Annotated in this window: 21 protein-coding genes and 1 tRNA gene; 10 read left to right on the plus strand and 12 right to left on the minus strand. The window is 69.6% G+C overall.

What is annotated here, in order from left to right:
- The first annotated feature begins 149 nt into the window (after positions 1 to 149).
- Complete coding sequence (gene udk, locus BMW35_RS00235; RefSeq protein ID WP_089667147.1) at positions 150 to 812, plus strand: uridine kinase; 663 nt, start codon at positions 150 to 152, stop codon at positions 810 to 812.
- Positions 813 to 861: 49 nt separating this feature from the next.
- On the opposite strand, the gene BMW35_RS00240 is transcribed toward udk, so the two are convergent.
- The gene (locus BMW35_RS00240) at positions 862 to 1,185 is read right to left on the minus strand and encodes a DUF5785 family protein (RefSeq protein WP_089667148.1); all 324 of its coding nucleotides are present in this window, start codon (positions 1,183 to 1,185) and stop codon (positions 862 to 864) included.
- A 52-nt stretch (positions 1,186 to 1,237) separates the two neighbouring features.
- Positions 1,238 to 2,266, minus strand: a complete 1,029-nt coding sequence (locus BMW35_RS00245) for an arsenic resistance protein (RefSeq protein WP_089667149.1) — start codon at positions 2,264 to 2,266, stop codon at positions 1,238 to 1,240.
- Positions 2,267 to 2,631: 365 nt separating this feature from the next.
- On the opposite strand from BMW35_RS00245, the gene BMW35_RS00250 reads away from it, so the two are divergent.
- A complete protein-coding gene (locus BMW35_RS00250; RefSeq protein WP_245708102.1) occupies positions 2,632 to 3,252 on the plus strand; it encodes a class I SAM-dependent methyltransferase in 621 nt (206 codons plus the stop codon).
- Between the two features lie 25 nt (positions 3,253 to 3,277).
- Here the strand turns inward: BMW35_RS00250 and BMW35_RS00255 are convergent.
- Positions 3,278 to 3,360: transfer RNA gene (locus tag BMW35_RS00255), tRNA-Ser, on the minus strand.
- A gap of 348 nt (positions 3,361 to 3,708) precedes the next feature.
- On the opposite strand from BMW35_RS00255, the gene orc8 reads away from it, so the two are divergent.
- A complete protein-coding gene (gene orc8, locus BMW35_RS00260; RefSeq protein ID WP_089667150.1) occupies positions 3,709 to 4,902 on the plus strand; it encodes a DNA replication protein Orc8 in 1,194 nt (397 codons plus the stop codon).
- A 235-nt stretch (positions 4,903 to 5,137) separates the two neighbouring features.
- On the opposite strand, the gene BMW35_RS00265 is transcribed toward orc8, so the two are convergent.
- Positions 5,138 to 5,905, minus strand: coding sequence for a DUF2064 domain-containing protein (locus tag BMW35_RS00265; protein ID WP_089667151.1), 768 nt, complete (start codon positions 5,903 to 5,905; stop codon positions 5,138 to 5,140).
- Positions 5,906 to 6,058: 153 nt separating this feature from the next.
- On the opposite strand from BMW35_RS00265, the gene BMW35_RS00270 reads away from it, so the two are divergent.
- Positions 6,059 to 6,268: a hypothetical protein gene (locus BMW35_RS00270; RefSeq protein WP_089667152.1), complete on the plus strand. Its 210-nt coding sequence runs from the start codon at positions 6,059 to 6,061 to the stop codon at positions 6,266 to 6,268.
- 21 nt (positions 6,269 to 6,289) lie between these two features.
- On the opposite strand, the gene BMW35_RS00275 is transcribed toward BMW35_RS00270, so the two are convergent.
- Positions 6,290 to 6,922 carry a uracil-DNA glycosylase gene (locus BMW35_RS00275; RefSeq protein WP_089667153.1) on the minus strand — a complete coding sequence of 211 codons (633 nt, stop codon included), beginning with the start codon at positions 6,920 to 6,922 and terminating at the stop codon, positions 6,290 to 6,292.
- 69 nt (positions 6,923 to 6,991) lie between these two features.
- Positions 6,992 to 8,179 (minus strand): chorismate synthase, encoded by a 1,188-nt coding sequence (gene aroC / locus BMW35_RS00280; RefSeq protein WP_089667154.1) that lies wholly within the window; start codon positions 8,177 to 8,179, stop codon positions 6,992 to 6,994.
- A 158-nt stretch (positions 8,180 to 8,337) separates the two neighbouring features.
- Between aroC and BMW35_RS00285 the strand changes: the two genes are divergently transcribed.
- On the plus strand, positions 8,338 to 9,405 hold the full coding sequence (locus BMW35_RS00285) for a guanosine monophosphate reductase (protein ID WP_089667155.1): 1,068 nt from the start codon (positions 8,338 to 8,340) through the stop codon (positions 9,403 to 9,405).
- Between the two features lie 81 nt (positions 9,406 to 9,486).
- Here BMW35_RS00285 and BMW35_RS00290 read toward each other — a convergent pair whose 3' ends face one another.
- The 4 genes from BMW35_RS00290 to BMW35_RS00305 form a co-directional block, all read right to left on the minus strand.
- Entirely contained in the window at positions 9,487 to 10,974 is a 1,488-nt protein-coding gene (locus BMW35_RS00290) for a sensor histidine kinase (RefSeq protein WP_089667156.1), read from the minus strand.
- Positions 10,975 to 11,058: 84 nt separating this feature from the next.
- Positions 11,059 to 12,288 carry an alkaline phosphatase family protein gene (locus BMW35_RS00295; protein ID WP_089667157.1) on the minus strand — a complete coding sequence of 410 codons (1,230 nt, stop codon included), beginning with the start codon at positions 12,286 to 12,288 and terminating at the stop codon, positions 11,059 to 11,061.
- A 45-nt stretch (positions 12,289 to 12,333) separates the two neighbouring features.
- Complete coding sequence (gene aroA / locus BMW35_RS00300) at positions 12,334 to 13,623, minus strand: 3-phosphoshikimate 1-carboxyvinyltransferase (protein WP_089667158.1); 1,290 nt, start codon at positions 13,621 to 13,623, stop codon at positions 12,334 to 12,336.
- Positions 13,624 to 13,762: 139 nt separating this feature from the next.
- Positions 13,763 to 14,392: a hypothetical protein gene (locus tag BMW35_RS00305; protein ID WP_089667159.1), complete on the minus strand. Its 630-nt coding sequence runs from the start codon at positions 14,390 to 14,392 to the stop codon at positions 13,763 to 13,765.
- Between the two features lie 125 nt (positions 14,393 to 14,517).
- On the opposite strand from BMW35_RS00305, the gene BMW35_RS00310 reads away from it, so the two are divergent.
- Positions 14,518 to 15,690: a M24 family metallopeptidase gene (locus tag BMW35_RS00310; RefSeq protein WP_089667160.1), complete on the plus strand. Its 1,173-nt coding sequence runs from the start codon at positions 14,518 to 14,520 to the stop codon at positions 15,688 to 15,690.
- 13 nt (positions 15,691 to 15,703) lie between these two features.
- On the opposite strand, the gene BMW35_RS00315 is transcribed toward BMW35_RS00310, so the two are convergent.
- Positions 15,704 to 16,687 (minus strand): PAS domain-containing protein, encoded by a 984-nt coding sequence (locus tag BMW35_RS00315; RefSeq protein ID WP_089667161.1) that lies wholly within the window; start codon positions 16,685 to 16,687, stop codon positions 15,704 to 15,706.
- 24 nt (positions 16,688 to 16,711) lie between these two features.
- A complete protein-coding gene (locus BMW35_RS00320) occupies positions 16,712 to 17,296 on the minus strand; it encodes a response regulator transcription factor (protein ID WP_089667162.1) in 585 nt (194 codons plus the stop codon).
- A 127-nt stretch (positions 17,297 to 17,423) separates the two neighbouring features.
- Here BMW35_RS00320 and BMW35_RS00325 point away from each other — a divergent pair, with 127 nt between their 5' ends.
- The 4 genes from BMW35_RS00325 (at position 17,424) to BMW35_RS00340 (ending at position 20,624) form a co-directional block, all read left to right on the plus strand.
- The gene (locus tag BMW35_RS00325; RefSeq protein WP_089667163.1) at positions 17,424 to 18,158 is read left to right on the plus strand and encodes an NAD(P)-binding domain-containing protein; all 735 of its coding nucleotides are present in this window, start codon (positions 17,424 to 17,426) and stop codon (positions 18,156 to 18,158) included.
- Complete coding sequence (locus BMW35_RS00330; RefSeq protein ID WP_089667164.1) at positions 18,145 to 19,539, plus strand: small ribosomal subunit Rsm22 family protein; 1,395 nt, start codon at positions 18,145 to 18,147, stop codon at positions 19,537 to 19,539. The genes BMW35_RS00325 and BMW35_RS00330 overlap by 14 nt, the downstream gene beginning before the upstream one ends.
- 71 nt (positions 19,540 to 19,610) lie before the next feature.
- A complete protein-coding gene (locus BMW35_RS00335) occupies positions 19,611 to 20,084 on the plus strand; it encodes an Lrp/AsnC family transcriptional regulator (protein ID WP_089667165.1) in 474 nt (157 codons plus the stop codon).
- Positions 20,085 to 20,195: 111 nt separating this feature from the next.
- Positions 20,196 to 20,624: an NAD-binding protein gene (locus tag BMW35_RS00340; protein WP_143052109.1), complete on the plus strand. Its 429-nt coding sequence runs from the start codon at positions 20,196 to 20,198 to the stop codon at positions 20,622 to 20,624.
- Positions 20,625 to 20,645 lie beyond the last annotated feature (21 nt).

The raw sequence follows: 20,645 nt of genomic DNA on the forward strand, positions 1-20,645 counted from the left end.
GTCAGTAACATACACCCGAGCTAAAAGCTATCCCCGCAAGTGGTTTCAGCGAGTGCGACGTACCTCAGTGGGGCACGATACCACGCCGACTGGCGCTCCAGGCCGTGAAACGCTGCATTCAACACCGCTCGACTGATTTCGGTGTAGCAATGACCATCCCGTCGTTCGTCATCGGCATCGCGGGTGGGACGGGCGCTGGCAAGACCACCGTCGCCCACGAAATCACCGACGAGGTCGGTGAGTCGGTGACGCTCATCCCGCTGGACAACTACTACGAGGACCTCTCGCACCTCGACTTCGAGGAGCGCGCGAAGGCCAACTACGACCACCCTTCGGCGTTCGAGTGGGACCTCCTCCGCGACCACATGGACACGCTGCTGTCCGGGCAGTCCGTCGAGATGCCCCAGTACGACTTCGAGCAGCACGTCCGGAAGGAGGAACGCATCACCGTCGAACCGACGGACGTCATCGTTCTGGAGGGAATTCTGGCGCTATACGACGAGGACGTCAACGAGATGCTCGACCTCCACATCTACGTGGAGACGGACGCCGACGTCCGTATTCTCCGGCGCATCGAACGCGACGTGGTCGAGCGCGGCCGCGAACTCGAGGGCGTCATGGACCAGTACCTCTCGACGGTGAAGCCGATGCACGAGCAGTTCATCGAACCGACGAAGAAACACGCCGACATCATCATCCCCGAGGGCGCGAACTCCGTCGCCGTCAACCTCCTCGAGGAGAAAGTGCAGGCCGAGAGCTCCGAGATGGCCGCGTGGGCCGCCCGCGAGGACGCGCGCTACGAACGGCAGTAGCTGGACGAAAACCGCAGTAACTACACCCGAAAAGCAATCGCCGCCGACGTTACTCCTGGGGGTGGTAGTCCAGGAAGTCCGCCGCCTGCAGCGCCGCACCGACTTTCTTGTGGAAGTCGACTTTCGTCTCGAACTCGTCGGCGTCGACGTGCTCGAAGATTTCGGAGACCGAGACCACGCGCTGGTGGTTCAGTCTGACCGGCGAGTCGCCGTACTCCTCGACGAACGCCGCCGCGTCCAGCGGGAAGTCCTCGCCCTCGGTGGTCATCTTCGACAGCACCGCGAGCCCGTACTTGCGGCCGCCCTCGCTGCCCTTCTCGCCGTCAGGGTCGTGGACCCAGTCCCGCCCCGAGGGGTCTTCCATCTCTGCCATACGTGAGTGGTCCGCCGCTGGCCTCAAAACGGTTTCTCAATCCGGCTGGCTCTCAGTCCGACTGTTCGGTGGGCCCGTCCGGAGCGCGCTCCGGGACGAGGTAGGCGGGGACGACGCGCGTCAGCGCGACCATGCCAGCGAGTTCGACGAGCGTCTGCGTGACGACGACGGCGGGCGCGAGCGCGTACTCGGGCGGCAGCGCGAGTGCGAGCGGCAGGACGACCAGCGAGTTCCGCGTCACCGACGTGAACACGAGCGCCCGCCCCTCACCCGCGTCCATGTCGAGAGCGTGGGCCACCACTCGGGCGAGCACCGGCATCGTGACGAGGAACGCGACGTAGACGGGAACGACGGCGGCGAACTCTCCGATGGCGCTCCGGACGCGCGGGAGCTGCGAGGTGACGACGACGAACAGTGTGACGCCGAGCATCGGCACCGGTAGCCAGCCCATCGCCGCCTGCCACCGCGCCCCGGACGTCGACCGTTCGGCCCAGTACTCGGTGAGCCACGCGAGCGCGAGCGGCACGAAGATGATGGTCACGAACGCGTCGACGAACGGCCCGGCGTCGACGACGCCGGCGACGTCCGGGCCGACGAACAGCCAGAGGTACACCGGAAGCAGGAGCAACTGGACGAGCATCAACAGCGGTGTCGTCGCGGTCACCTGCTCGGCGTCGCCGTTGGCGAGGTCGGTGAACGTGATGACGTAGTCGATGCAGGGCGTGAGGAGGACGAGGAGTGCGCCGACGAGCACTGCGGGGTCGCTGGGGAGGAACTGCGCGAGCACCCAGACGACGACCGGCACGGCGAGGAAGTTCAAGCCGAGGGCGGCACCGAGGTAGCGGCCATTCGTGAACGCTTCGCGGAGCCGCACGAACGGGATTTCCAGAAAGGTGACGTAGAGCAGAACGGAGAGCACGGGGTCGAGGAACGCCTCGACCGTCCCGGCGGCGCTGGGCGTGGTCGTCGCGGTGAGTACGGCGAGTGCGACGGCGACTCCGTAGACGGCGACCTGCCGTCGCCGGAGGGCGGCCTGCCAGTCCGGCGGGAGCAGAGACGAGGGTCCGGAGTCACCACGCATTCGAGTGGCCGTTCGGATGGACTTTTGAAACCACCTTCGACCCCGGAACACCGGGGACCCCGTTCGGTCCCGGGACACCGATGGGTCGCTCGGAGGGCTGCTGAACCCAATTGGGCACCCCACCCCAAGTCTCAAGTGTTAGTCGGCGGGAGTCCGGGGTAGATTGCACAGGGCCTCTCGGTCGTCGGTCGTCTCCCAGTAGCGGTCGGGGGGCGACTGTTCGGTTGGCTCGCCGGCTGTGGGCGTCACGGAATCCGACCCGTCCGGGGTCGCGGTGCGTGGCGTCACGCTGTCCGGCACCCGGGCACGCGCCGCCCGTAGCCCGTGGTCCGTCTTCTCCCGTCGCGTGGACGGTCCAGCGTTCGGTGCGAACGCCGGCTGCGGAGCGGCGCGTGTACTGTTCGTCCGCAGACCGCAGTCAGCGAGCCACCACCGACCGAGATGCACACGCCGAAGTCGACACGACTGTCGACGGCGTCCCGCTCTCGCTGGTGTCCGTGCCGGGCGTGTTCGCCGCGACGGGGCTCGACCACGGAACTCGGCTGCTACTGGAGACTGCGAGAGTGATGGACGGGGACCGCGTGCTGGGCCTCTGCTGTGGCTACGGAGCCGCGGGGGTCTGGGCTGCGAAGACTGGCGGGTCGGCTGTGACGCTGACCGACGACGACCGACCGGCTACCCGCTGTGCCGAGTGCAGCCTCGCGGCGTCGGGGGTCGACGGGGAGGTCGTGACTGCTGACGGGACCGCGGGCGTTGAGGAGCGGCGCTTCGATACAGTGCTCTGTAATCCGCCGACACACGCCGGCGACGGTGTGCTCCGGGACCTGTTCGAGGGCGCTCGGCGCGTGCTGTCGAGCGACGGGACGCTGTGGGTCGTCGACCACCGGGACCTCGATTTCCGCCCGCAGTTGTCGGCGGCGGGATTCGGGGGAGTGGATCGGGTCGCAGTGGGCGAGGAGCACGTCGTGCTGGCGGTGGTCGGGTAGCTCCGGACGAGCGTATCGAGAGAAGCGGTGAGGCTGGGATTCGAACCCAGGAGGCGTGACGCCACCGGTTTTCAAGACCGGCGCAATAGGCCGCTCTGCCACCTCACCGTGCAACTGGGGGTTCGCCCGGGGGAGGGTTGAAACTGTCGTTGTGCGGAAGCTCCGGCCCCCACCCCGGATTTCGAGTGTTCTCGCGAGCGCCCACCAGGGCGATCGGGACGAGCGGGACGGGCACCCCGGTCTGCAAGTGTTCTGTCGGAGTGACCGACGCGCGACGTGCGTCGAATCGGAGTGTCGAACCGACCGGCCGCGATTCCCTCGATTTCCTCGGCTTCAGCGTCTTGGAGTCGCTATTCGCCCGGTGAGTGAAACCGCAGGCACTGGCAGAACAGCCGAAACTAAAGAAACAATAGAACCAAAGTATTATTGTGGGGTGCGAAGAAGCGGGAGGTAGCGATGAAGACGCCGTTCCGGGACCGCGTCGAGCTGTTCGCCAACAAGGACGTCCTCAAAGACCACTACGAGCCCGACGAGATTCTCGAACGCGACGAGGAGATCGACCAGTACGCCAACGCCCTCCAGGACGTCGTCGACGGCTGGGAGCCCGACAACGTCTTCGTCTACGGGAAGACCGGCGTCGGGAAGACCGCGGTCACGCGGTACATGATGGACGCCCTGGAGTACGAGGCCGAGGACCGGGACGGCGTCGACAGCGTCACGAGTGTCGAGGTGAACTGCCATCACCACCCGTCGTCGTACCAGGCGGCAATCGCGCTCGTGAACGAACTCCGCGCGGACACCGACCGCGACCCGCTCACGACCGGGCTGTCCACGTCGGACGTGCTGAACGCCCTGTTCGACGAAATCGAAACGCGCGAGGGGACTGTGCTCATCGTCCTCGACGAGATCGACAACCTCGGCGACGACGACATGCTGCTCTACCAGCTCCCGCGAGCGAAGACGAACGGCAACATCGAGGACTCGCAGGTCGCGGTCGTCGGTATCTCGAACGACTACACGTTCCGGAACGACCTCTCGCCGAAAGTCCAGGACACGCTCTGCGAGCGCGAGATCAAGTTCCCGCCGTACGACGCGAACGAACTCGTTACGATTCTGGACGACCGCGCCGACCGCGCGCTCAGCGACGGCGTCCTCGACGAGGGCGTGATTCCGCAGTGTGCGGCACTCGCGGCCCGCGACCGGGGGAGCGCGCGGCAGGCAATCGACCTCCTGCGCGAGTCGGTGAACGTCGCCATCGAGGACGAGCGCGAGACCGTGAGCGAGGGAGATGTGGATACGGCCGTCGAGCGCGTGGAGCGCGGCCGCATCAAGGATTCCATCAAGGACCTCACGACGCACGGCCAGTACGTCCTGCTCGCAGTCACCCAGACCGCCATCGAGGGTGAGACGCCCGTTCGCGCGAAGGAACTGTACGAGGTTTACGAGGACGTGGCCGCCGAGTACGCCTCGGAGCCGCTCAGTCAGCGCAGCGTCCACGACCACCTCAACGACCTCTCGATGCTGGGGTTCCTCCGCCAGCACGACCGTAACTACGGCCGCGGCGGTGGGCAGTTCTTCGAGTACGAACTCGACGTCGACGCGGCGATGGTCCAGGAGGCCATCGCGGACGCCGACGACCCGGTGGCCTGACTTCCTTCGCCTGACGGTCGGCTCGGAATCACTCCCGCCGCTGCTCTCGCGCAGAACACTCGAAACCCGGGGTGGGGGACCGACCGCCACTCGCCGCTCCCGCCGACCCGCAACGCAGAACACTTGCAGATTGGGGTGCCCGTCTCACGGGTCACCCACTGCACGCACACAGAACACTCGAAATCCGGGGCCCGCCTCTACTCCGGGCCGCGGCTCGGTCGAGGAAGCAGTCGCCTCACTCCGTCACGAGCGTGGGCTCGCCGTCCTCGTCGCCGTCCACTCGCAGCCCCAGGTCCTCGACGAGCGCCGTCGTGTACGCCGGGACGAGCCGGCCGGACGCCCGCCGGGCGCGCAGTTCCGAGACCAGCGTGCGCAGCGCGCCGCCCGACCGTACTCGACGTCGGGTGGCGAGGAAGTCCACGTCGTGGCCGGCGTCGACCGCGCGAGCGTTCACGTTCTCCAGCGCCGGCGTCTCCAGTGCGCCCTCGAAGTCGACCGGCGCTTTGAACCCCGCGAAGTAGAGGTCGCCGTCGTCGGCGGGCCCGAGCACGGTCTCGCTGCGTCGGAGCTTCATCGCGGCGCTGTCGACGTCCTTCCGGAAGAGCGTTGGCACGTCTGGTTCCAGCACCGCCACAGACCCCGCGTCCTCGGTCTCCAGCAGATGGGCGACCGTGTTGCCGACCCGCGCCGACCGCGAGGACCCGACCTGCACCTCGATTCGAACGTCCCCCAGTTGGTCGTCGTCCAGCACGTCCTCGACGAGCGCCCGCACCTCGGCCTCGGCGTCCGCGTCCTCGGGGACGTGTTCGTCCGGGAGTTGCTCGTCGCTCCGGTAGTTCACGAGCAGGTCGCCGCCGCTCTCGGCGGCCGCGAGCAGCGCGTCCGACACCATCGCCTCGTAGAGCCGGGTCGCCTCGCCGGCGGACAGCGGTGTCTCGTCCGGGAGGGCTGGCAGCACGAGTCCGTCACGCGGCGGGTCGACGACGACGGCGACGACTGTCATGTCCCCGACTCAGGGCTCCCGTGGCTTGAACGTCGTGGTACGCGGTCCTCGGCTGGGAGACCATACACACCTCTCGGAACGGACACGATGCGGACACGCGCGGCAGCCTCATCGGCCGACGGGTCTAAGTCGACGCCCGTCGCACAGTGACACATGGCTTCCACGAAGTCGCTGGCCGCGCTGACGGCCGCGGGCGTCGTCACCATCGCCGTCCTCGTCGGCGGGTCGGCCGCCGGCCTGCCCGCGACGGCCGAGTCGCTGCCCGCAGGCGTCACTGCCGGCCTCGTCGCAGTGCTCGTGCTCGCCGTCGTCGTCACGGGCGTCACCAGCGCCGAGCAGACCCGGCGCACGCCGTACTGGTAACGCAGACCGCAGCCTGTCCGTCTACCGGCCGCGCCGTCCCTTCGTCTGCCGGTAGTCGGTGTCCTGGAGCGCTAGGAAGAACGCTATCCACTCGTCGGCGTCGTTGTCGCTCTGCTCACGTGGGTGAATCATCGGCGCGAGTTCGAAGCCCCGCCCTCGGACCGTCGACGCGTGCAGTTCCTCGACGTCCAGGTTCTCTGCGGGCTCAGTCGTGTACTCCTCGCCGAGCTCGGTGAGCGCGCGCTGTCCGACGGGCACCAGCACCTCGGGATTTATCATCCGCACGTCCGCGTTGAGGTAGGGCTCGCACGTCCGAACCTCGTCTTCCGTGGCCGCGCGGTCGGGGTGCCGGCAGCGCGAGAGGTAGGTCACGTAGGCGTTCTCCAGTTCCGGCTCCGTGCTCGACGGCAGCGAGTAGTTCAGCCCGACGCTCCCCAGAACGAATTGAAACTGTTCGCCCGCCTCGTCGCCGACGAACGGCACCCCGGCCGCCTCGCTGGCGGCGCTCGGCGACGCCCCGACGAAGACGAAGTCCGCGCCGACGTCGCCGTAGCCGTGGACGACGCGCTCCCGCTGGTCGCAGAGGCCGGGACAGTTCCGGCAGTCTTCGTCCATCCCGTAGGGGTTCCGGCGCGTCTCCTGTTCGGCGTCCATCGACGACGACTCGGGGAGCCACGGGGAAAGCAACTTCGCTGCAGAATCGGGGCCGACACCCCGGCAATCCTACTCGTCGTTCCGGGGGCTGCTCGGGTGGTAGTCGGTGTCGTACGCTCCGGGTCGCCCGTCCAGTCGGTCGGGGTTGATGCGCCCGCCGAGCAGCATGAAGTCCAGAATCGTGCAGTACAGCATCGCCTCAACGACCGGTACCGCCCGAGGCGGCAGCGACGGGTCGTGGCGTCCGGTCACAGTGACCTCCTTCTCCTCGCCGGTCTCCCAGTCGACCGTCTCCTGGGTCTTCGGAACCGACGTGGGCGCGTGCCAGGACGCCTCGCCGTAGATGGGTTCGCCGGTGGTGATGCCGCCCTGGAGGCCGCCGTGGTCGTTGCCCTCCGGAATCGGGTCGCCCTCGTCGGCGACCACGTGGTCCTCGTCGCCGTCGGCGAACTCCCAGTCCTCGTTGCGCTCTTTGCCCGCCACCGACCTGGCATCCCGCCCCAGTCCGAACTCGACGCTCGTGGTCGCCGGAATCGAGAACAGCGCCTGCCCCAGTCGCGACGGGACGCCGTCGAACCTGGGCGCGCCGAGCCCCCGGGGCACGCCCCGCGCCTCGAAGTAGATGGACCCGCCAATCGAATCGCCCCGCTCCTGGTAGTCGTCGATGGCCTCGCGCATCGCCTCGGCGGTCTCGGGGTGGGCACACCGCACCTCGTTCTCTTCGCTGTGCTCCAGCAGCTCCTCGAAGGACACCTCGGGTGCCTCGATGTCCCCAATCTGGTTGACGTGCGCTTTCACCTCGATGTCGTACTCGGACTGGTCGAGGACCGCCTTCGCGACCGCGCCGGCGGCCACCCAGTTCACCGTCTCGCGGGCGGACGAGCGGCCGCCGCCGCCCCAGTTCCGCGTGCCGAACTTCGCCGAGTACGTGTAATCGCCGTGCGACGGCCGGGGTGCCGTCACGAACGGCTCGTACTTCCCGGACTGGGCGTCCTTGTTCTCGATAGTCATCCCGAGCGGCGTCCCCGTCGTGTAGCCGTCCAGGAGGCCGGACTGGATGGTGACCTCGTCGGGCTCCCCCCGGGAGGTCGTGATCATGGACTGGCCGGGCTTCCGGCGGTCGAGCTCCCGCTGGACCGTCTCCTCGTCGAGTTTGACGCCCGCCGGACAGCCCGACACCGTGACCCCCATGCCGGCCCCGTGGCTCTCGCCGTACGTCGTCACCTGGAACAGCCGCCCGAACCGGTTACCGTTCATTGTCTGAGGATACGGCGCGAGGGGCTTATGACTTGCAGTCCGCGCAACCCCAGCCCCTCGGCCGTCCCTCTCGACACCCCGACCCGACAGTCGCCGCGCTCGGTAGCGAACACCGACACGCCTAAGTGAATCAGCGGCCTGGACCGTGAAGGTCACCTATGGACGTACGAACCGGTCTGTCTTACGGGGACGTGCTCCTCGTGCCGCAGCGCTCGCCAGTCGACAGCCGCAGCGACGTCGACCTCTCCACGCAGCTCACGCCGGACGTGGAACTCGACGTGCCGCTGCTGTCTGCTCCGATGGACTCGGTGACGGAGTCGGAGACGGCCGTCGCGCTCTCGGCCGCTGGTGGGCTCGGGACGATTCACCGCTTCCTCGGCGTCGACGAGCAGGCCAGCGAGGTCGAGACAGCCGCGGACGCCGGCGAGCGCGTCGGCGCTGCGGTCGGCATCGACGAAGCGTTCCTCGACCGGACCGAGGCCGTCGTGGCCGCCGGCGCGGACGTCGTGATGGTCGACGTCGCGCACGGCCACATGGAGGCGTGTCTGGACGCCGTCGACGCCATCGCATCCGAGTTCCCGGACGTCCCGCTGGTCGCCGGGAACGTCGCCACGCCGGAGGGCGTCCGCGACCTCCACGCGGCGGGCGCGGACAGCGTGAAAGTCGGCATCGGGCCGGGCAGCCACTGCACCACGCGGAAGGTCGCCGGCGCTGGCGTCCCGCAGCTCACGGCGGTCGACGACTGCGCCGACGCCGCCGACGACCTCGGTATCCCCGTCATCGCGGACGGCGGCATCCGGTCGTCCGGCGACGCCGCGAAGGCGCTGATGGCGGGCGCTGACACCGTGATGATGGGGTCGTTCTTCGCGGGGACCGACGAGGCCCCGGGCCGCGTCGTGCGGGTCGACGGCGCGCGCTACAAGGAGTCCCGCGGGATGGCGTCGACGGACGCCAACGACGACCGGACGGACAAGGACATCGAGATTTCCGCCGACGAGGGCGTCGCCGGCCTGAGCCAGTACCGCGGCGCGCTCGCCGACGCCGTCGCCGAGTTCCTCGCCGGCGTGCGCTCGGGTGTGAGCTACTGTGGCGGCCACACGATTCCGGCGGCCCGCGAGCAGGCGGAGTTCGTTCAGGTCGCGGCGAGCGCCGCCGAGCGCGAGGGCGCGCACGGTATCGCCGGCGTCGAAGAGCTCGTCCGAACCGAAGCCACCGCCGACGACTGACGCCGACTGCAACGACCTACTCGTTCGGCGACGACTGACGCCTGCCGTGACGGTTCAGTCGCTCGCCGACGAACCGACGATTCAGTGGCTGTCGATGGGTGTCTCGCCGTCGTCGCCGTCGGTGTCGTCACCGACTGCGAACGTGTCGTCGTAGGGCGCGGTTCTGGCGTCCCGGAACTCGAAGCGCGCGCCGCCGTCCGCGCTCTCGCTCACGGTCGGCGTCCAGCCGTGGGCGGCGGCGACGTCGGCGACGATGTTCAGGCCGAGGCCGCTGCCGAACTCCTCGGTCGTCCACCCGAGTTCGAACACCGACTCGCGGTCCTCGGGCGGAATGCCCGGACCGTCGTCCTCGACGAAGAAGTGGTCGTCCTCGACACCGACACGGACGGTCACGGACCCGCCGCCGTCCTGCCGAGCCTGCGAGCCAGGACTCGTAGCGCCGTGCTCGACGGCGTTCCGGAAGAGGTTCTCGAAGACGTGCGCCAGGCGGTCTTCGTCGGCGTACACCACGCCGGGCGACACGACGTTCAGGGTGGCGCCCTCAGTTGTGACGTTCTCCCAGCACTCGGTCGCGAGCGCCGCGAGCTCCACGGCGTCGACGCTCTCCACGTCAGCGCCGCTTCGCACCATCGTCAGCGCCTCTTCGATAATCTCCCGCATCCGGTCGTGGGCCGTTTCCACGTCGTCGAGGCGGTCGAGGTCGCCGGTCTCGGCGGCGAGTTCGAGGTTCCCCTCGGCGACGTTCAGCGGATTCCGGAGGTCGTGGGAGAGCACGCGAGCGACCCGCTCAAGGCGGTCTATCTGCCGGGTCAGGTCCCGTTCGTACTGGCGGCGCTCGGAGACGTCCCGCAGCATCGTCAGCACGACGTCCTCGCCGGCGGCGGTGACGCGCTGTGCGCTCACTTCCACGGGCACGCGCTCGCCGTCGCTGGTCACCACACAGATGTCGTCGCCGTCCTCGAACCGGGAGCACCGCACGCACTCGCCGGGGTCGAGCGAGAACAGGTCGACGTACCGGGCGTCCGGCCCCTCCGGGAAGACGACGGAGTAGTGGCGGTCGACGAGGTCGTCCTCGGGCTCGCCGACGAGCGCGGCGGCCGCGTCGTTGGCCTCCAGCACCGCGCCGTCGTCGACACCCACGACGAACGCGGCGTCTGGCGCTGTCTCGAGCAGTGTCCGGTACTTCCGGCGGAGCAGCCGCTGTTCGCTGATGTCCCGGACCGCGGCGAGCGCCGCCCAGCCGTCGTCGGCTTCGAGGGGACTCAGGCTCACGTCGACGGGGAACGTCGACCCGTCTTTCCGTCGACCGCGGAGTTCGAGGCCCGCGCCCATCGGACGCCTCTCGGGGTCGTCGAAGTACGACGCGACGAGTTCGGAGTGGTCCGCGGCGTCCTCGGGAACGAGGACGCTGACCTGTTCCCCCACGATTTCGTCGGGCTCGTACCCGAACATGTCCTCGACGCGGTCGTTCGCTCGACGGATTCGACCGTCCTCGTTGACGACGAGAATCGTGTCCGGCCCCTCCTCGAAGAACGCTGTCGCCCCTTCTGTTTCGGGAATACCCGTCATCTGGTCGTAATTACGGCCAATTGTCCCTCCCGCTCCATCAATGATTCCCACCGCCCCTGCGTGGTGGGGCCTCCGCGGCAGCCGTCACGCGAGCGCAGACGCCCACGCGACCCCGAACGGCACGACGGCCTCCCGCGGGTCGAGGCCGCCGTGCATCCCGGCGAGCCCCCAGTCCGCGTCGTCGCTCGACGGCAGCAGCATCCCGTCTCGCGGAATCACCAGCAGGTCACCGGCGTTGCGCTCGAACGCGGCTCCCGGTTCGCCCCTGCCCCACAGCCCCGCGTCCAGCGCCTCGTCGCGACCGAGGACGACCGCGTCGAGGTCGGTCAGCGACTCGCGGGCGGCGGCTTCGTCGGTGACGCGGAGGTGGAGGTTCCGGGGGCCGCCGAGCGCCAGCGGCGTCCCCGACCGGTCGGTCTCGACGTGCTCTGAGACGCCGGTCTCGGCCAAACTGGCTGTCGAGTCGCGCACGTCGACCTGTCCGTGGTCGGCGACGAGACACACCAGCGTCTCCGCTGCGACCGCGTCGTCCAGACTCCCGAGCGCGCGTTCCAGCGCGTCTCCGACGGCGGCTGCTTGCGCGTCGGCGTGGTCGCTGCCCGGGCCGTACTCGTGGGCGGCCGAGTCCACGAGCGGGTAGTAGGCGTACGTGTACGACGGCGCGTCGGCCGCCCGGAGGGTGTCACGGAGCGCGAGCGCGAACTCGGTCGTCCGCTCGTAGTGGTGGGCCGACGCCACGGACTGTCCGGCGTCGTCGTACCCCGACCCGTAGTCGGGGCCGACGACGTGCGGGTTGACGCCCGCGTCGGCCAGCCGTCCGTAGACGGGCTCCGCGTCGAACAGGTCCTCGGGCGAGACCGAAATCTCGCCGCCGTCGCTCGCGGCGTACGGCAGCGTCTCGTAGACGGCGTCGGATTCGGGGTCGTAGCCGTGCCAGCCGAGGAGTCCGTGCTCGACGGGGTCGGTGGCGGTCGCCATCGTCGTCACGCAGGCAGCTGTCTCCGAGGGGTACGTCGAGGTCAGCGGCGTCACGCGGCCGGACTCCTGGAACGCCCGCAGGAACGGCACGTCGCCGGCGACGCGCTCGAACTGGCGGTAGCCGAGCGCGTCGACGAACAGCACGACGACGTGGGCGGGGTCGGTGTGGCTCGCAGCGAACGCGTCCTCGGGGAGCCCGTCCCCCAAATCGACGCCGAGCCGGTCGGCTGCGGCGGCGGGGACGCCGCTGAAGCAGTAACCGCCGTAGTCGGGCCGCACCATCCCGTCGGCGAACTCGTCGGCGGCCAGTGCGGTCGCGCGGTCGTCTTCGAACACGTCCCGACTGACGGGGACCCGAGGCAAAAACGGTGGGGCGGTGTGTCAGCCGTCCGCGCTCGCGCCGAGCCCCGACAACACCTCGAAGAAGTCGGGGAAGGAGACGTCGACGTGCTCGCTGCCCGCGATGGTGGTCTCGCCGTCGGCGACGAGCCCGGCGACCGACAGCGCCATCACGAGCCGGTGGTCGCCGCGGCCGTCGACGCTCGCGCCCGAGAGTTCGCTGTCGCCGCCGTGGACGACCAGCTCGTCGCGTTCCTCCTCGACGCTCGCGCCCAGCTTCGACAGGGACTCGGCCATCGCTGCCACGCGGTCTGTCTCCTTGTACCGGACGTGCTCGGCGTCCGTGATGTGTGTCGTGCCGTCCGCGGCAGCACCGAGGACCGCAATTGTCGGCAGGAGGTCCGGGGTGTCCGCGACGCCGACTTCGACGCCGGACAGCTCGGACTGCCGCACCGTAATCACGCCCGACTCGGTGTCCCAGTCGATGTCGGCACCCATACGTTCGAGTACGTCGACGATGGCGGCGTCGCCCTGCGCGCTCGGGTGCATCCCCTCGACCACGACTGCCTCGCCGTCCTCGGCGGCGAGCGCGCCCGCAGACAGGAGGTACGATGCCGACGAGAAGTCACCGGGGACGGCGTACTCGCCGCCTTCGGGGTCGTAGGTCTGCCCGCCCGGAACCCGGTAGCCGGCGGTCGTCTCGCTCGCGTCGACGCCGAACGCGTCCAGTACGTCCAGCGTGATGTCGACGTACGGCGCGGACTTCAGTTCGGTCGTCAGGTCGATTTCGATTCCATCCTCGGTCACGGCACCCGCCAGCAGCAGGGCGGTGACGAACTGCGAGGACACGTCGCCCGGCATCGATACCGTCCCGCCGTCGATGGGGCCGTCGACGACGAGCGGTGCCTGACCGTTCTCGCGCGTCGAGCGCGCCGTCCCGCCGAGTCCCGAGAGCGCGTCGAGCAGCGGGCCGTGGGGCCGCGAGCGCAGTGAGGAATCCCCGGTCAGGACCGTCGTGCCGTCGGCGAGCGCGGCCGAGGCGGTCACCAGTCGCATCGTCGTCCCCGAGTTCGCGCAGTCGATGACGTCGTCGGGAACCCCGGGCCGGCCGCCGAACCCGGACACGTCCCAGTCGCCGTCCCGTCGCTCCGTCTCGCCGCCGAACAGGTCGACGGCACGGGCGGTGGCGCGCGTGTCCGCGCTCACGAGCGGGTGTCGGACGACCGCGCCGTCGGCGTACCCGGCGGCCAGCAGCGCGCGATGCGTGTAGCTCTTCGACGGCGGCGCGCGCGCCCGGCCGCTCACCCGGGACGCCGTGATAGTCGCCTGCATACCCGCGGGGAGGGCGGCCCCCGGCATGAGGATTCCGGAGGCGACACCGCACCCGGCGGCTCGGGTGTCTCGGACCGCTCACCGCGAGTGCCCCACCGGCCACTCTCGAAACGCGATTGCGGGGCGCTTCGCGAAGCCCTCAGTCGGATTCGTCTATCTCTGTACTACCTAGCTCGTCGACCTCGTAGACGTACCGCTGACGGTCCAGTTCGTGCCCCGGTTCGTAGTCAATCGTCACCGAGAGGCGAGTGACGACGCCGTCGTTGTTCAGAGCGAGCGTCCCGGAGACCGACTCAGCCGCTTCGATGGGTGCGTCTGGGTACAGGCTGTCTGCTTCGTAGCGTACCGCGTCGTCCGCCGTCTCCACTTGCTCGAACTGGAATCCGGCGACGAACTGCGGTATCGGGAGCTGTACGGCTTCGCTCCACGGGCCGTCCTCGCGAAACTCCTCGCCGGAGACGACCCGTTCCTGCCTGTCTCCGGACTCGAAGTACCGGTCGACGATTTCGGCCGTCCGGTCCGAGCGAACGACGGCGACGCGCTCGTACCGATGTATCGAACCGTTGCGGTAGTACGTGGCGTTGGCCGTGTAGGACGACGCGACTGCCAGCGCCTCGCGGTGCTGGTCGAAGAGGCCGTCCACCTGAGATGTGTTCGAGAGGTCGACGCCGTCGAACTGGTCAGTTCGCTCTGTCTCCGGCCCGACGAACTCCGCGCAGCCGGCGGTGAGGAGGAGGGTCGCCATTGCGAGTGCGGGGACGCTTCGCATACGACTCACTATACAGCTGTCTGACAAATCCGTTTCGGGGGTCGACGCTCCGAGTTCCGGGGGTACGACAGCAACCCGGTTCCGGAGGCGGTAGCGTTTAGGCGTCGCCCCGAGGACTGCGAGGCATGGACCCCGACTTCTCGCGGCTCGACGAGTACCTCGACGAGAACGGCCTCGACGGGTACGCGTTCCACGACGACGACTCGAACTCCAACCTCTACTACGTCGCGGGCTTCGGCGCGCCCGACCCGTTCTTCGCCGTCTACACGCCCGAGCAGACCGGCGTCCTCGTCTCCTCGCTGGAGTACGGTCGCGCGAGCAAGGAGGCCCGCGCTGACGTGGTCGCCCGCCACTCCGACTACGACTTCCAGGCGAAGCGGGAGGAGTACGGCCCGCAGGCGGCGAAGTACCGGATGGTCGCCGAATTCCTCGACGACCTCGGCTGCGAGTCGGTCGCCGTCGGCGACGAGTTCCCGGTCGGCACCGCAGACGGCCTCCGCGAGCAGGGTATCACTGTGGACCCGGACCCGGACAACGTCGTTCAGGACATCCGCGCGACGAAGACCGAGGCGGAAATCGAGCACGTCCGCGAGGCACAGCGCGCGAACGAAGCGGCGATGGCGCGCGCCGAGGAACTCATCCGGGGTGCCGACCGCGAGGACGGCGTCCTCGTCCGCGAGGACGGCGAGCCACTCACCAGTGAGTACGTCCAGCAGGAGATCGAAATCGAGTTGCTGCGCCACGGCTGCGCGCTCGACGACACCATCGTCGCGGGCGGCCCGCAGGCCGCCGACGCCCACGAGCGCGGCAGCGGCCCGCTGCCGGCCGACGACCCCGTCATCGTCGACATCTTCCCCCGGAACAAGGACTCGAAGTACCACAGCGACATGACGCGGACGTTCGTCAACGGCGACCCGAGCGACGCCCACCGGGAGCGCTACGAGGTCACACGGGAGGCCTTCGAGGCCGCGCTGGACGCCGTCGAACCCGGTACCACCGGCGAGGAAGTCAATCAGGCGGTCGTCGACGTCTTCGAGGCCCACGGCTACCCGACCATCTTCACTGACCCGAGCGCCGAGTCCGGGTTCATCCACTCGACGGGCCACGGCGTCGGCCTCGACGTCCACGAGATGCCCTCCGTCTCCCACGGCGGCGAGGAACTCCAGCCCGGCCACGTCATCACCATCGAGCCCGGTCTCTACGAGCCCGGTGAGGGTGGCGTCCGCATCGAGGACATCGTCGTCGTCACCGAGGACGGCTACGAGAACCTCACGGACTACGAGATTTCGCTGACCTGAGCGGCCCGGCCCGCTACTCGTTCGTCCAGTCGGCCGGCCGCCCGGCCGCCAGCGCCTCCGCGCGCGCAACGAGGTCGGTCATCCGGTCGACGGACGCCAGCGCGTCCGCGAGCGCGTCGCTCTCGCAGCCACAGTGCTCCTCGACGGCGACCAGGTCCGACCGGACCCTGTCCAGCGACGCCGAGAGGTCGGCGGACACGACGTTCGCCAGTTCGAGCAACGGGTCGTCGCCGCGAGCCGGCGACTCGCCCTCGGTGATGGTCCGGAAGTGGACGGAGAGACCGTCGTCGGCCGGGAACACCCGCACCTCGAAGGTCTCGTCCAGTGGCGGGAAGCGCTCGCGGAACGCCACCGGCTCCTGCGTCGTCATCGCGCGGTGGTACTCCCGGTGGAACGCGTAGTCGGTCGCCTCCGGGAACGCCGCCCAGAGGCGTTCTCCGAGCACGTCCTCGCGGTCGACCCCCAGGATGTCCTCGGCGGCGGCGTTGAGGTACGTGACCGTCCAGTCGTCGTCGAGCGCCAGGAAGCCGTCCGTGACGCGCTCGTAGACGGTGCGCGCGAGGTCGTTCACCATCGCCACCTCCTGCTCCGCGCGGTACGAGTCGGCCGCGCGCTCGGCGGCTTCTGCCACCGCTGCGAGCGCGCTCTCGTCGGCTGCGTCGCTCTCGCGGACGTACTCGGTGACGTCGAAGTCGATGGCGTCGGCGGCGATGGACGCGGCGCGCTCGCGCTCGAACACCACCACGGGGACGGCGGGGTCGGCGCGGCGAACGGCAGCGAGCGCCCCCAGCGCGTCCGTCCCGGGCGGGTCGTCGGTCTGTTCGACGACGACGCAGTCCGCGCCCGCGGCGACGGCCTCGACTGCCGCGTCCGCGTCGGCCGCGGCCGCGACCGGCTCGGTCCCGTGGCGGGCGAGCGCGCGCTCGCCGGCGGCGCGGCTCCGGGCCGTGCTTGCGACGTACGCGACGGCCGGCTGCTCGCTGGTCAGCGTCGACACGCCTCTGACAGCGCGCTTCAGCCGCTAAGAAGTTGTGGCCGACTCGCGGTCGTCGAGGCCGCGGATGACCGCCAGGAAGTCCTCGTCGTCGAGTTCGCTCATCAGGGAGTCCAGGTCCTCGCGTTTCTCCTCGATGGCGTCCTGAAGTTCCTGGTAGCGCTCGTTGGCCGCCAGCTCTTTGGGCTGTTTCGTCGTCTCCAGGGTCGCGCGCTTCGACGCCAGCGCGAAGTACTCCTGGACCTCCTCGCTGTACAGCGACCGCGCCAGCAGCCGGCTCACGAGCCCCTCCAGGTCGTCTCGGTCGACGGGCTTGACGACGTACGCGTCGATGCCCAGTTCGAGCATGTCGAAGTCTGGGTCGACGGCGGTCACCATGGCCACCTGGCAGTCGTGGCCGCTGGCGTGAATCTCCTCCAGAACGTCGTCACCGGACCGCTCGGGCAGCCGGCGGTCCAGCAACACGACGTCGACGGCCTCGTCGAACTCGTCAAGCGCCTCGGCAGCGGTGTACGCCGTCCGGACGTCGTACGTCGTGGCCAGCCAGTCAGCGAACAGGTCCGCGAGCTCCCGTTCGTCTTCGACCACGAGAACCGTCGCCGTCCCTGTCATATCCGTGACCCAAACGTGGCGGTGGTTTAGTTCTTTCCCGCTCGCCGCGCGATCACGCTGTCGTCCACCTGACCGTGGGACGCGGGGTGCGAACTCCTTTTGCCGGCAGGGACGTTACGCTCCGCCGATGGACGTACTCGTAGTCGGCGCTGGGGCGGTCGGTCGGTGGGTCGCGGCCGCGTCCGACGCGCCGGTCGCGTTCGCCGACGTCGACCATGACCGCGCCGAAGCGGCCGCCGAGGCGCTGGGGAGTCGCGCTCGCGCTGTCCCGCTGGACGGCTCGGCGACCGCCGACGTGGTCGCCGTGGCCGTCCCACTCGGGGCGGCGTCGGCGGCCGTCGAGCGCCACGCACCGCGGGCCGAGCGCGCGGTCGTGGACTTCACGGGCGAGATGACTGGGCCGCTGGCCGCGATGGCGGCGGCGGCTCCGACCGTCGAGCGAGCGAGCTTCCACCCGCTGTTCGCGCCCGAGCACGCGCCGGGTCGGGTGGCCGTCAGCGAGGCCGCCGCCGGGCCCGCCACCGAGCGGGTCCGGACGTGGCTGACCGACGCCGGCAACGAACTGGTCGAAGTCGACCCGGACACGCACGACGACGCGATGGCGACGATTCAGGGGCGCGCGCACGCCGCGGTGCTGGCGTTCGCGCTCGCCGCCGACGACGTGCCCGACGAACTCGCCACGCCGGTTTACGAGGATTTGGACGCGCTCGCGGAACGCGTCACGAGCGGCAACGACAGAGTGTACGGCGACATCCAGGCTGCGTTCGGCGGCGCGGACGAAGTCGCTGCGGCCGCCGAGCGAGTCGCGGACGCGGTCGACGCCGGCGAGTTCGCGGAGGTGTACGACGATGCCGGTCGATAGGGACGCCGTCCTCGACGCCGCGAAGTACCTGCGGGGCGTGCGGCCGCTGGACCCGGCCGAACTCCGGGAGTACGTCGAGGGGCAGCCCCGGGACGCCGTCGTCCGGCAGGTGCTCCGCGAGCACGCGACGGAACTGGCACTCGTGGAGCGCAGCGACGGCACGTTCGTGCCTGCGCCCGAGGAGCCGGTGCGGCCGTCGTTCCACGGCGTGAACGCGCTCCCGGAGCGCTACGACCGCGCGGTCGAGGACCTGCTCGTCGCCGAGTACGGCGCTGAGTGGTACCGGGCGGAGAGCGGCGACCGCTTGCGGGAGACCATCCGGCGGTTCAAGGACGACTACTACCGCCGGAACCCCGTCGAGTACGACCGCGAGGTCGCGCTCGGGTACGCGGTCTACCACCTCGCTGGCTACTACGCGGCCGCCCAGTACGTGCTCGCTGAACTCGCGAGAGACGGCCTGCTGTCTGGGACGCTGCGCGTGCTGGACCTCGGCGCGGGCGTCGGTGGGCCCGCGCTCGGGCTCTTCGACTTCCTGCCCGAGGACGCGCTCGTGGAGTACCACGCCGTGGAGCCGAGCGCCGCCGCGGACGTCCTCGACGAACTGCTGGCGGAGACGCCGCGGAACGTCCACGCGACGATTCACCGGGAGACGGCGGAGGCCTTCGAGCCCGAGGGCGAGTACGACCTCGTGTTCGCGTGCTCGGTGCTCTCGGAGCTGGACGACGCCGAGTCGGTCGTGCGCAAGTATCTCGACCACCTCGCGGACGACGGGACGTTCCTGGGGCTCGCGCCCGCGGACAAGCACACGAGCACGCACCTCCGCGGGGTCGAACGCGCCGTCGAGGACGACCCCGCGACGGTGTACGGGCCGACGCCGCGCCTGTGGCCGGGCCGCCGTCCGAGCGACCGCGGCTGGACGTTCGACGAGCAGCCCGCGGTCGAGACGCCGACGGTGCAGGCGCGGCTGGCCGACGCCAGCCAGGACCCGGGCGAGTTCCGGCACACCGACGTCCGGTACTCGTACTCGCTGCTGCGGCTGGACGGCCGCCGCCAGCACGAGGTCGAACTCTCGGGTGACCGCCTGCTGGCGCTCGGGGACGTCGACGACCGCGTGACCGACCGGGCCGACGTCGTCGCCGCGAAGGTCTCCCGGAACCTCTCCGAGGGCGAGGACGCCAACCCCGTGTTCAAGCTGAGCGACGGCAGCGAGGACACGGACTGTTACGCTGTCCTCGTGCGCCCCACGTCGCTGAACCGGGACGTGGCGGCCGCCGAGTATGGCGACCTGCTCTCCGTCGAGGACGCCCTCGTGCTGTGGAACGACGACGAGGAGGCGTACAACTTCGTGTTCGACGAGGAGACCGTCGTCGACCGGGCCTGAGGCCGCGACTGACCCGGTGACGGTCGGCCGAGGGGGATAGTGTTTTTGCGGTCGGCCGGCGACTACGAGCCATGACTCTGGAAGGCCTCGACGACCTCGACCGGACGATTCTGCACTCACTCCAGGCCGACGCGCGCGGCACCTCCTCGCAGGACATCGCCGACGAGGCGGGGGTCTCGGCGAGCACGGTCCGGAACCGCATCAGCCGCCTCGAGGAGCGCGGCATCATCACGGGCTACCACGCGGACGTGGACTACGAGCAGGCGGGCTACCAGCTGTACACGCTCATCGTCTGTACGGCCCCGGTGCCGCGACGCGAGGAGCTGGCGGCCGAGGCGGTCGACGTCCCCGGCGTGGTGCGCGTCGAGGAGGTGATGACGGGGGCCGAGAACGTCCACGTGTTCGCGGTCGGCCGGGACAGCGACGACCTCAGCCGTATCGGCCGGGACCTCGACGACCTCGGGCTGGAGGTCGCCGACGAGGACATCCTCCGGAGCGTCCACTCCGGCCCGTTCGAGGGGTTCGACACCAAAAACGAATCGTAATAATATTCCTTATATTTCCACGGGCGAGCAGAAAATACGGTTACTTTATGCGGTTTCGTCTACAAGCAGGGGGTGAGACGCGGCCAGCCGAACCGGCGGCCGCCACACACCATGACCAGACCACGAGACACCACCGACGCGCCCCGACTGCCGACCGACGGGACCATCTTCGTCGTCGAGGGCGGGGCCGTCGGCCACGAGGTGGCGACCCGGCTGTCGGCGTCGGGCAAGTCGGTGACCCACGTCACAACCACCCCACAGACCGACGCGGCACCGAGTTTCGACGTCCACGTCACCGAGACGCTGGCGGCGGACTCACTCGACGCAGCCGGCCTCCGCGACGCTAGCGCGGTTGTCATCCTCGGCTCCGACGACGCCCGGAACTTCCTCGTCGCCCAGCTCGCTCATGCGCGCTTCGGCGTCGACCGGGTGGTTGCCCGCGTCGACGACCCGGACCGCAAACCGCTGTTCGAGCGCCAGGGCGTCGACGTCGTCTGCGCGACCCAGGCCATCGCACACACGGCCGTCGAACTGTGGTGACCGACGCTCCAGTGGCCGACC

It is taken from the genome of Halobacterium jilantaiense (genome assembly GCF_900110535.1).
GTDB lineage: Archaea > Halobacteriota > Halobacteria > Halobacteriales > Halobacteriaceae > Halobacterium > Halobacterium jilantaiense.

What these genes read in the sequence shown, in the direction of transcription:
- BMW35_RS00285 (WP_089667155.1), top strand. Translation starts at nt 8,338, where the DNA reads ATGGACGTACGAACCGGTCTGTCTTACGGGGACGTGCTCCTCGTGCCG.
- BMW35_RS00320 (WP_089667162.1), bottom strand. Translation starts at nt 17,296, where the DNA reads ATGACAGGGACGGCGACGGTTCTCGTGGTCGAAGACGAACGGGAGCTC.
- BMW35_RS00245 (WP_089667149.1), bottom strand. Translation starts at nt 2,266, where the DNA reads ATGCGTGGTGACTCCGGACCCTCGTCTCTGCTCCCGCCGGACTGGCAG.
- BMW35_RS00270 (WP_089667152.1), top strand. Translation starts at nt 6,059, where the DNA reads ATGGCTTCCACGAAGTCGCTGGCCGCGCTGACGGCCGCGGGCGTCGTC.
- BMW35_RS00275 (WP_089667153.1), bottom strand. Translation starts at nt 6,922, where the DNA reads ATGGACGCCGAACAGGAGACGCGCCGGAACCCCTACGGGATGGACGAA.
- BMW35_RS00310 (WP_089667160.1), top strand. Translation starts at nt 14,518, where the DNA reads ATGGACCCCGACTTCTCGCGGCTCGACGAGTACCTCGACGAGAACGGC.
- udk (WP_089667147.1), top strand. Translation starts at nt 150, where the DNA reads ATGACCATCCCGTCGTTCGTCATCGGCATCGCGGGTGGGACGGGCGCT.
- orc8 (WP_089667150.1), top strand. Translation starts at nt 3,709, where the DNA reads ATGAAGACGCCGTTCCGGGACCGCGTCGAGCTGTTCGCCAACAAGGAC.
- BMW35_RS00325 (WP_089667163.1), top strand. Translation starts at nt 17,424, where the DNA reads ATGGACGTACTCGTAGTCGGCGCTGGGGCGGTCGGTCGGTGGGTCGCG.
- aroA (WP_089667158.1), bottom strand. Translation starts at nt 13,623, where the DNA reads ATGCAGGCGACTATCACGGCGTCCCGGGTGAGCGGCCGGGCGCGCGCG.
- aroC (WP_089667154.1), bottom strand. Translation starts at nt 8,179, where the DNA reads ATGAACGGTAACCGGTTCGGGCGGCTGTTCCAGGTGACGACGTACGGC.
- BMW35_RS00265 (WP_089667151.1), bottom strand. Translation starts at nt 5,905, where the DNA reads ATGACAGTCGTCGCCGTCGTCGTCGACCCGCCGCGTGACGGACTCGTG.
- BMW35_RS00335 (WP_089667165.1), top strand. Translation starts at nt 19,611, where the DNA reads ATGACTCTGGAAGGCCTCGACGACCTCGACCGGACGATTCTGCACTCA.
- BMW35_RS00340 (WP_143052109.1), top strand. Translation starts at nt 20,196, where the DNA reads ATGACCAGACCACGAGACACCACCGACGCGCCCCGACTGCCGACCGAC.
- BMW35_RS00290 (WP_089667156.1), bottom strand. Translation starts at nt 10,974, where the DNA reads ATGACGGGTATTCCCGAAACAGAAGGGGCGACAGCGTTCTTCGAGGAG.
- BMW35_RS00240 (WP_089667148.1), bottom strand. Translation starts at nt 1,185, where the DNA reads ATGGCAGAGATGGAAGACCCCTCGGGGCGGGACTGGGTCCACGACCCT.
- BMW35_RS00305 (WP_089667159.1), bottom strand. Translation starts at nt 14,392, where the DNA reads ATGCGAAGCGTCCCCGCACTCGCAATGGCGACCCTCCTCCTCACCGCC.
- BMW35_RS00330 (WP_089667164.1), top strand. Translation starts at nt 18,145, where the DNA reads ATGCCGGTCGATAGGGACGCCGTCCTCGACGCCGCGAAGTACCTGCGG.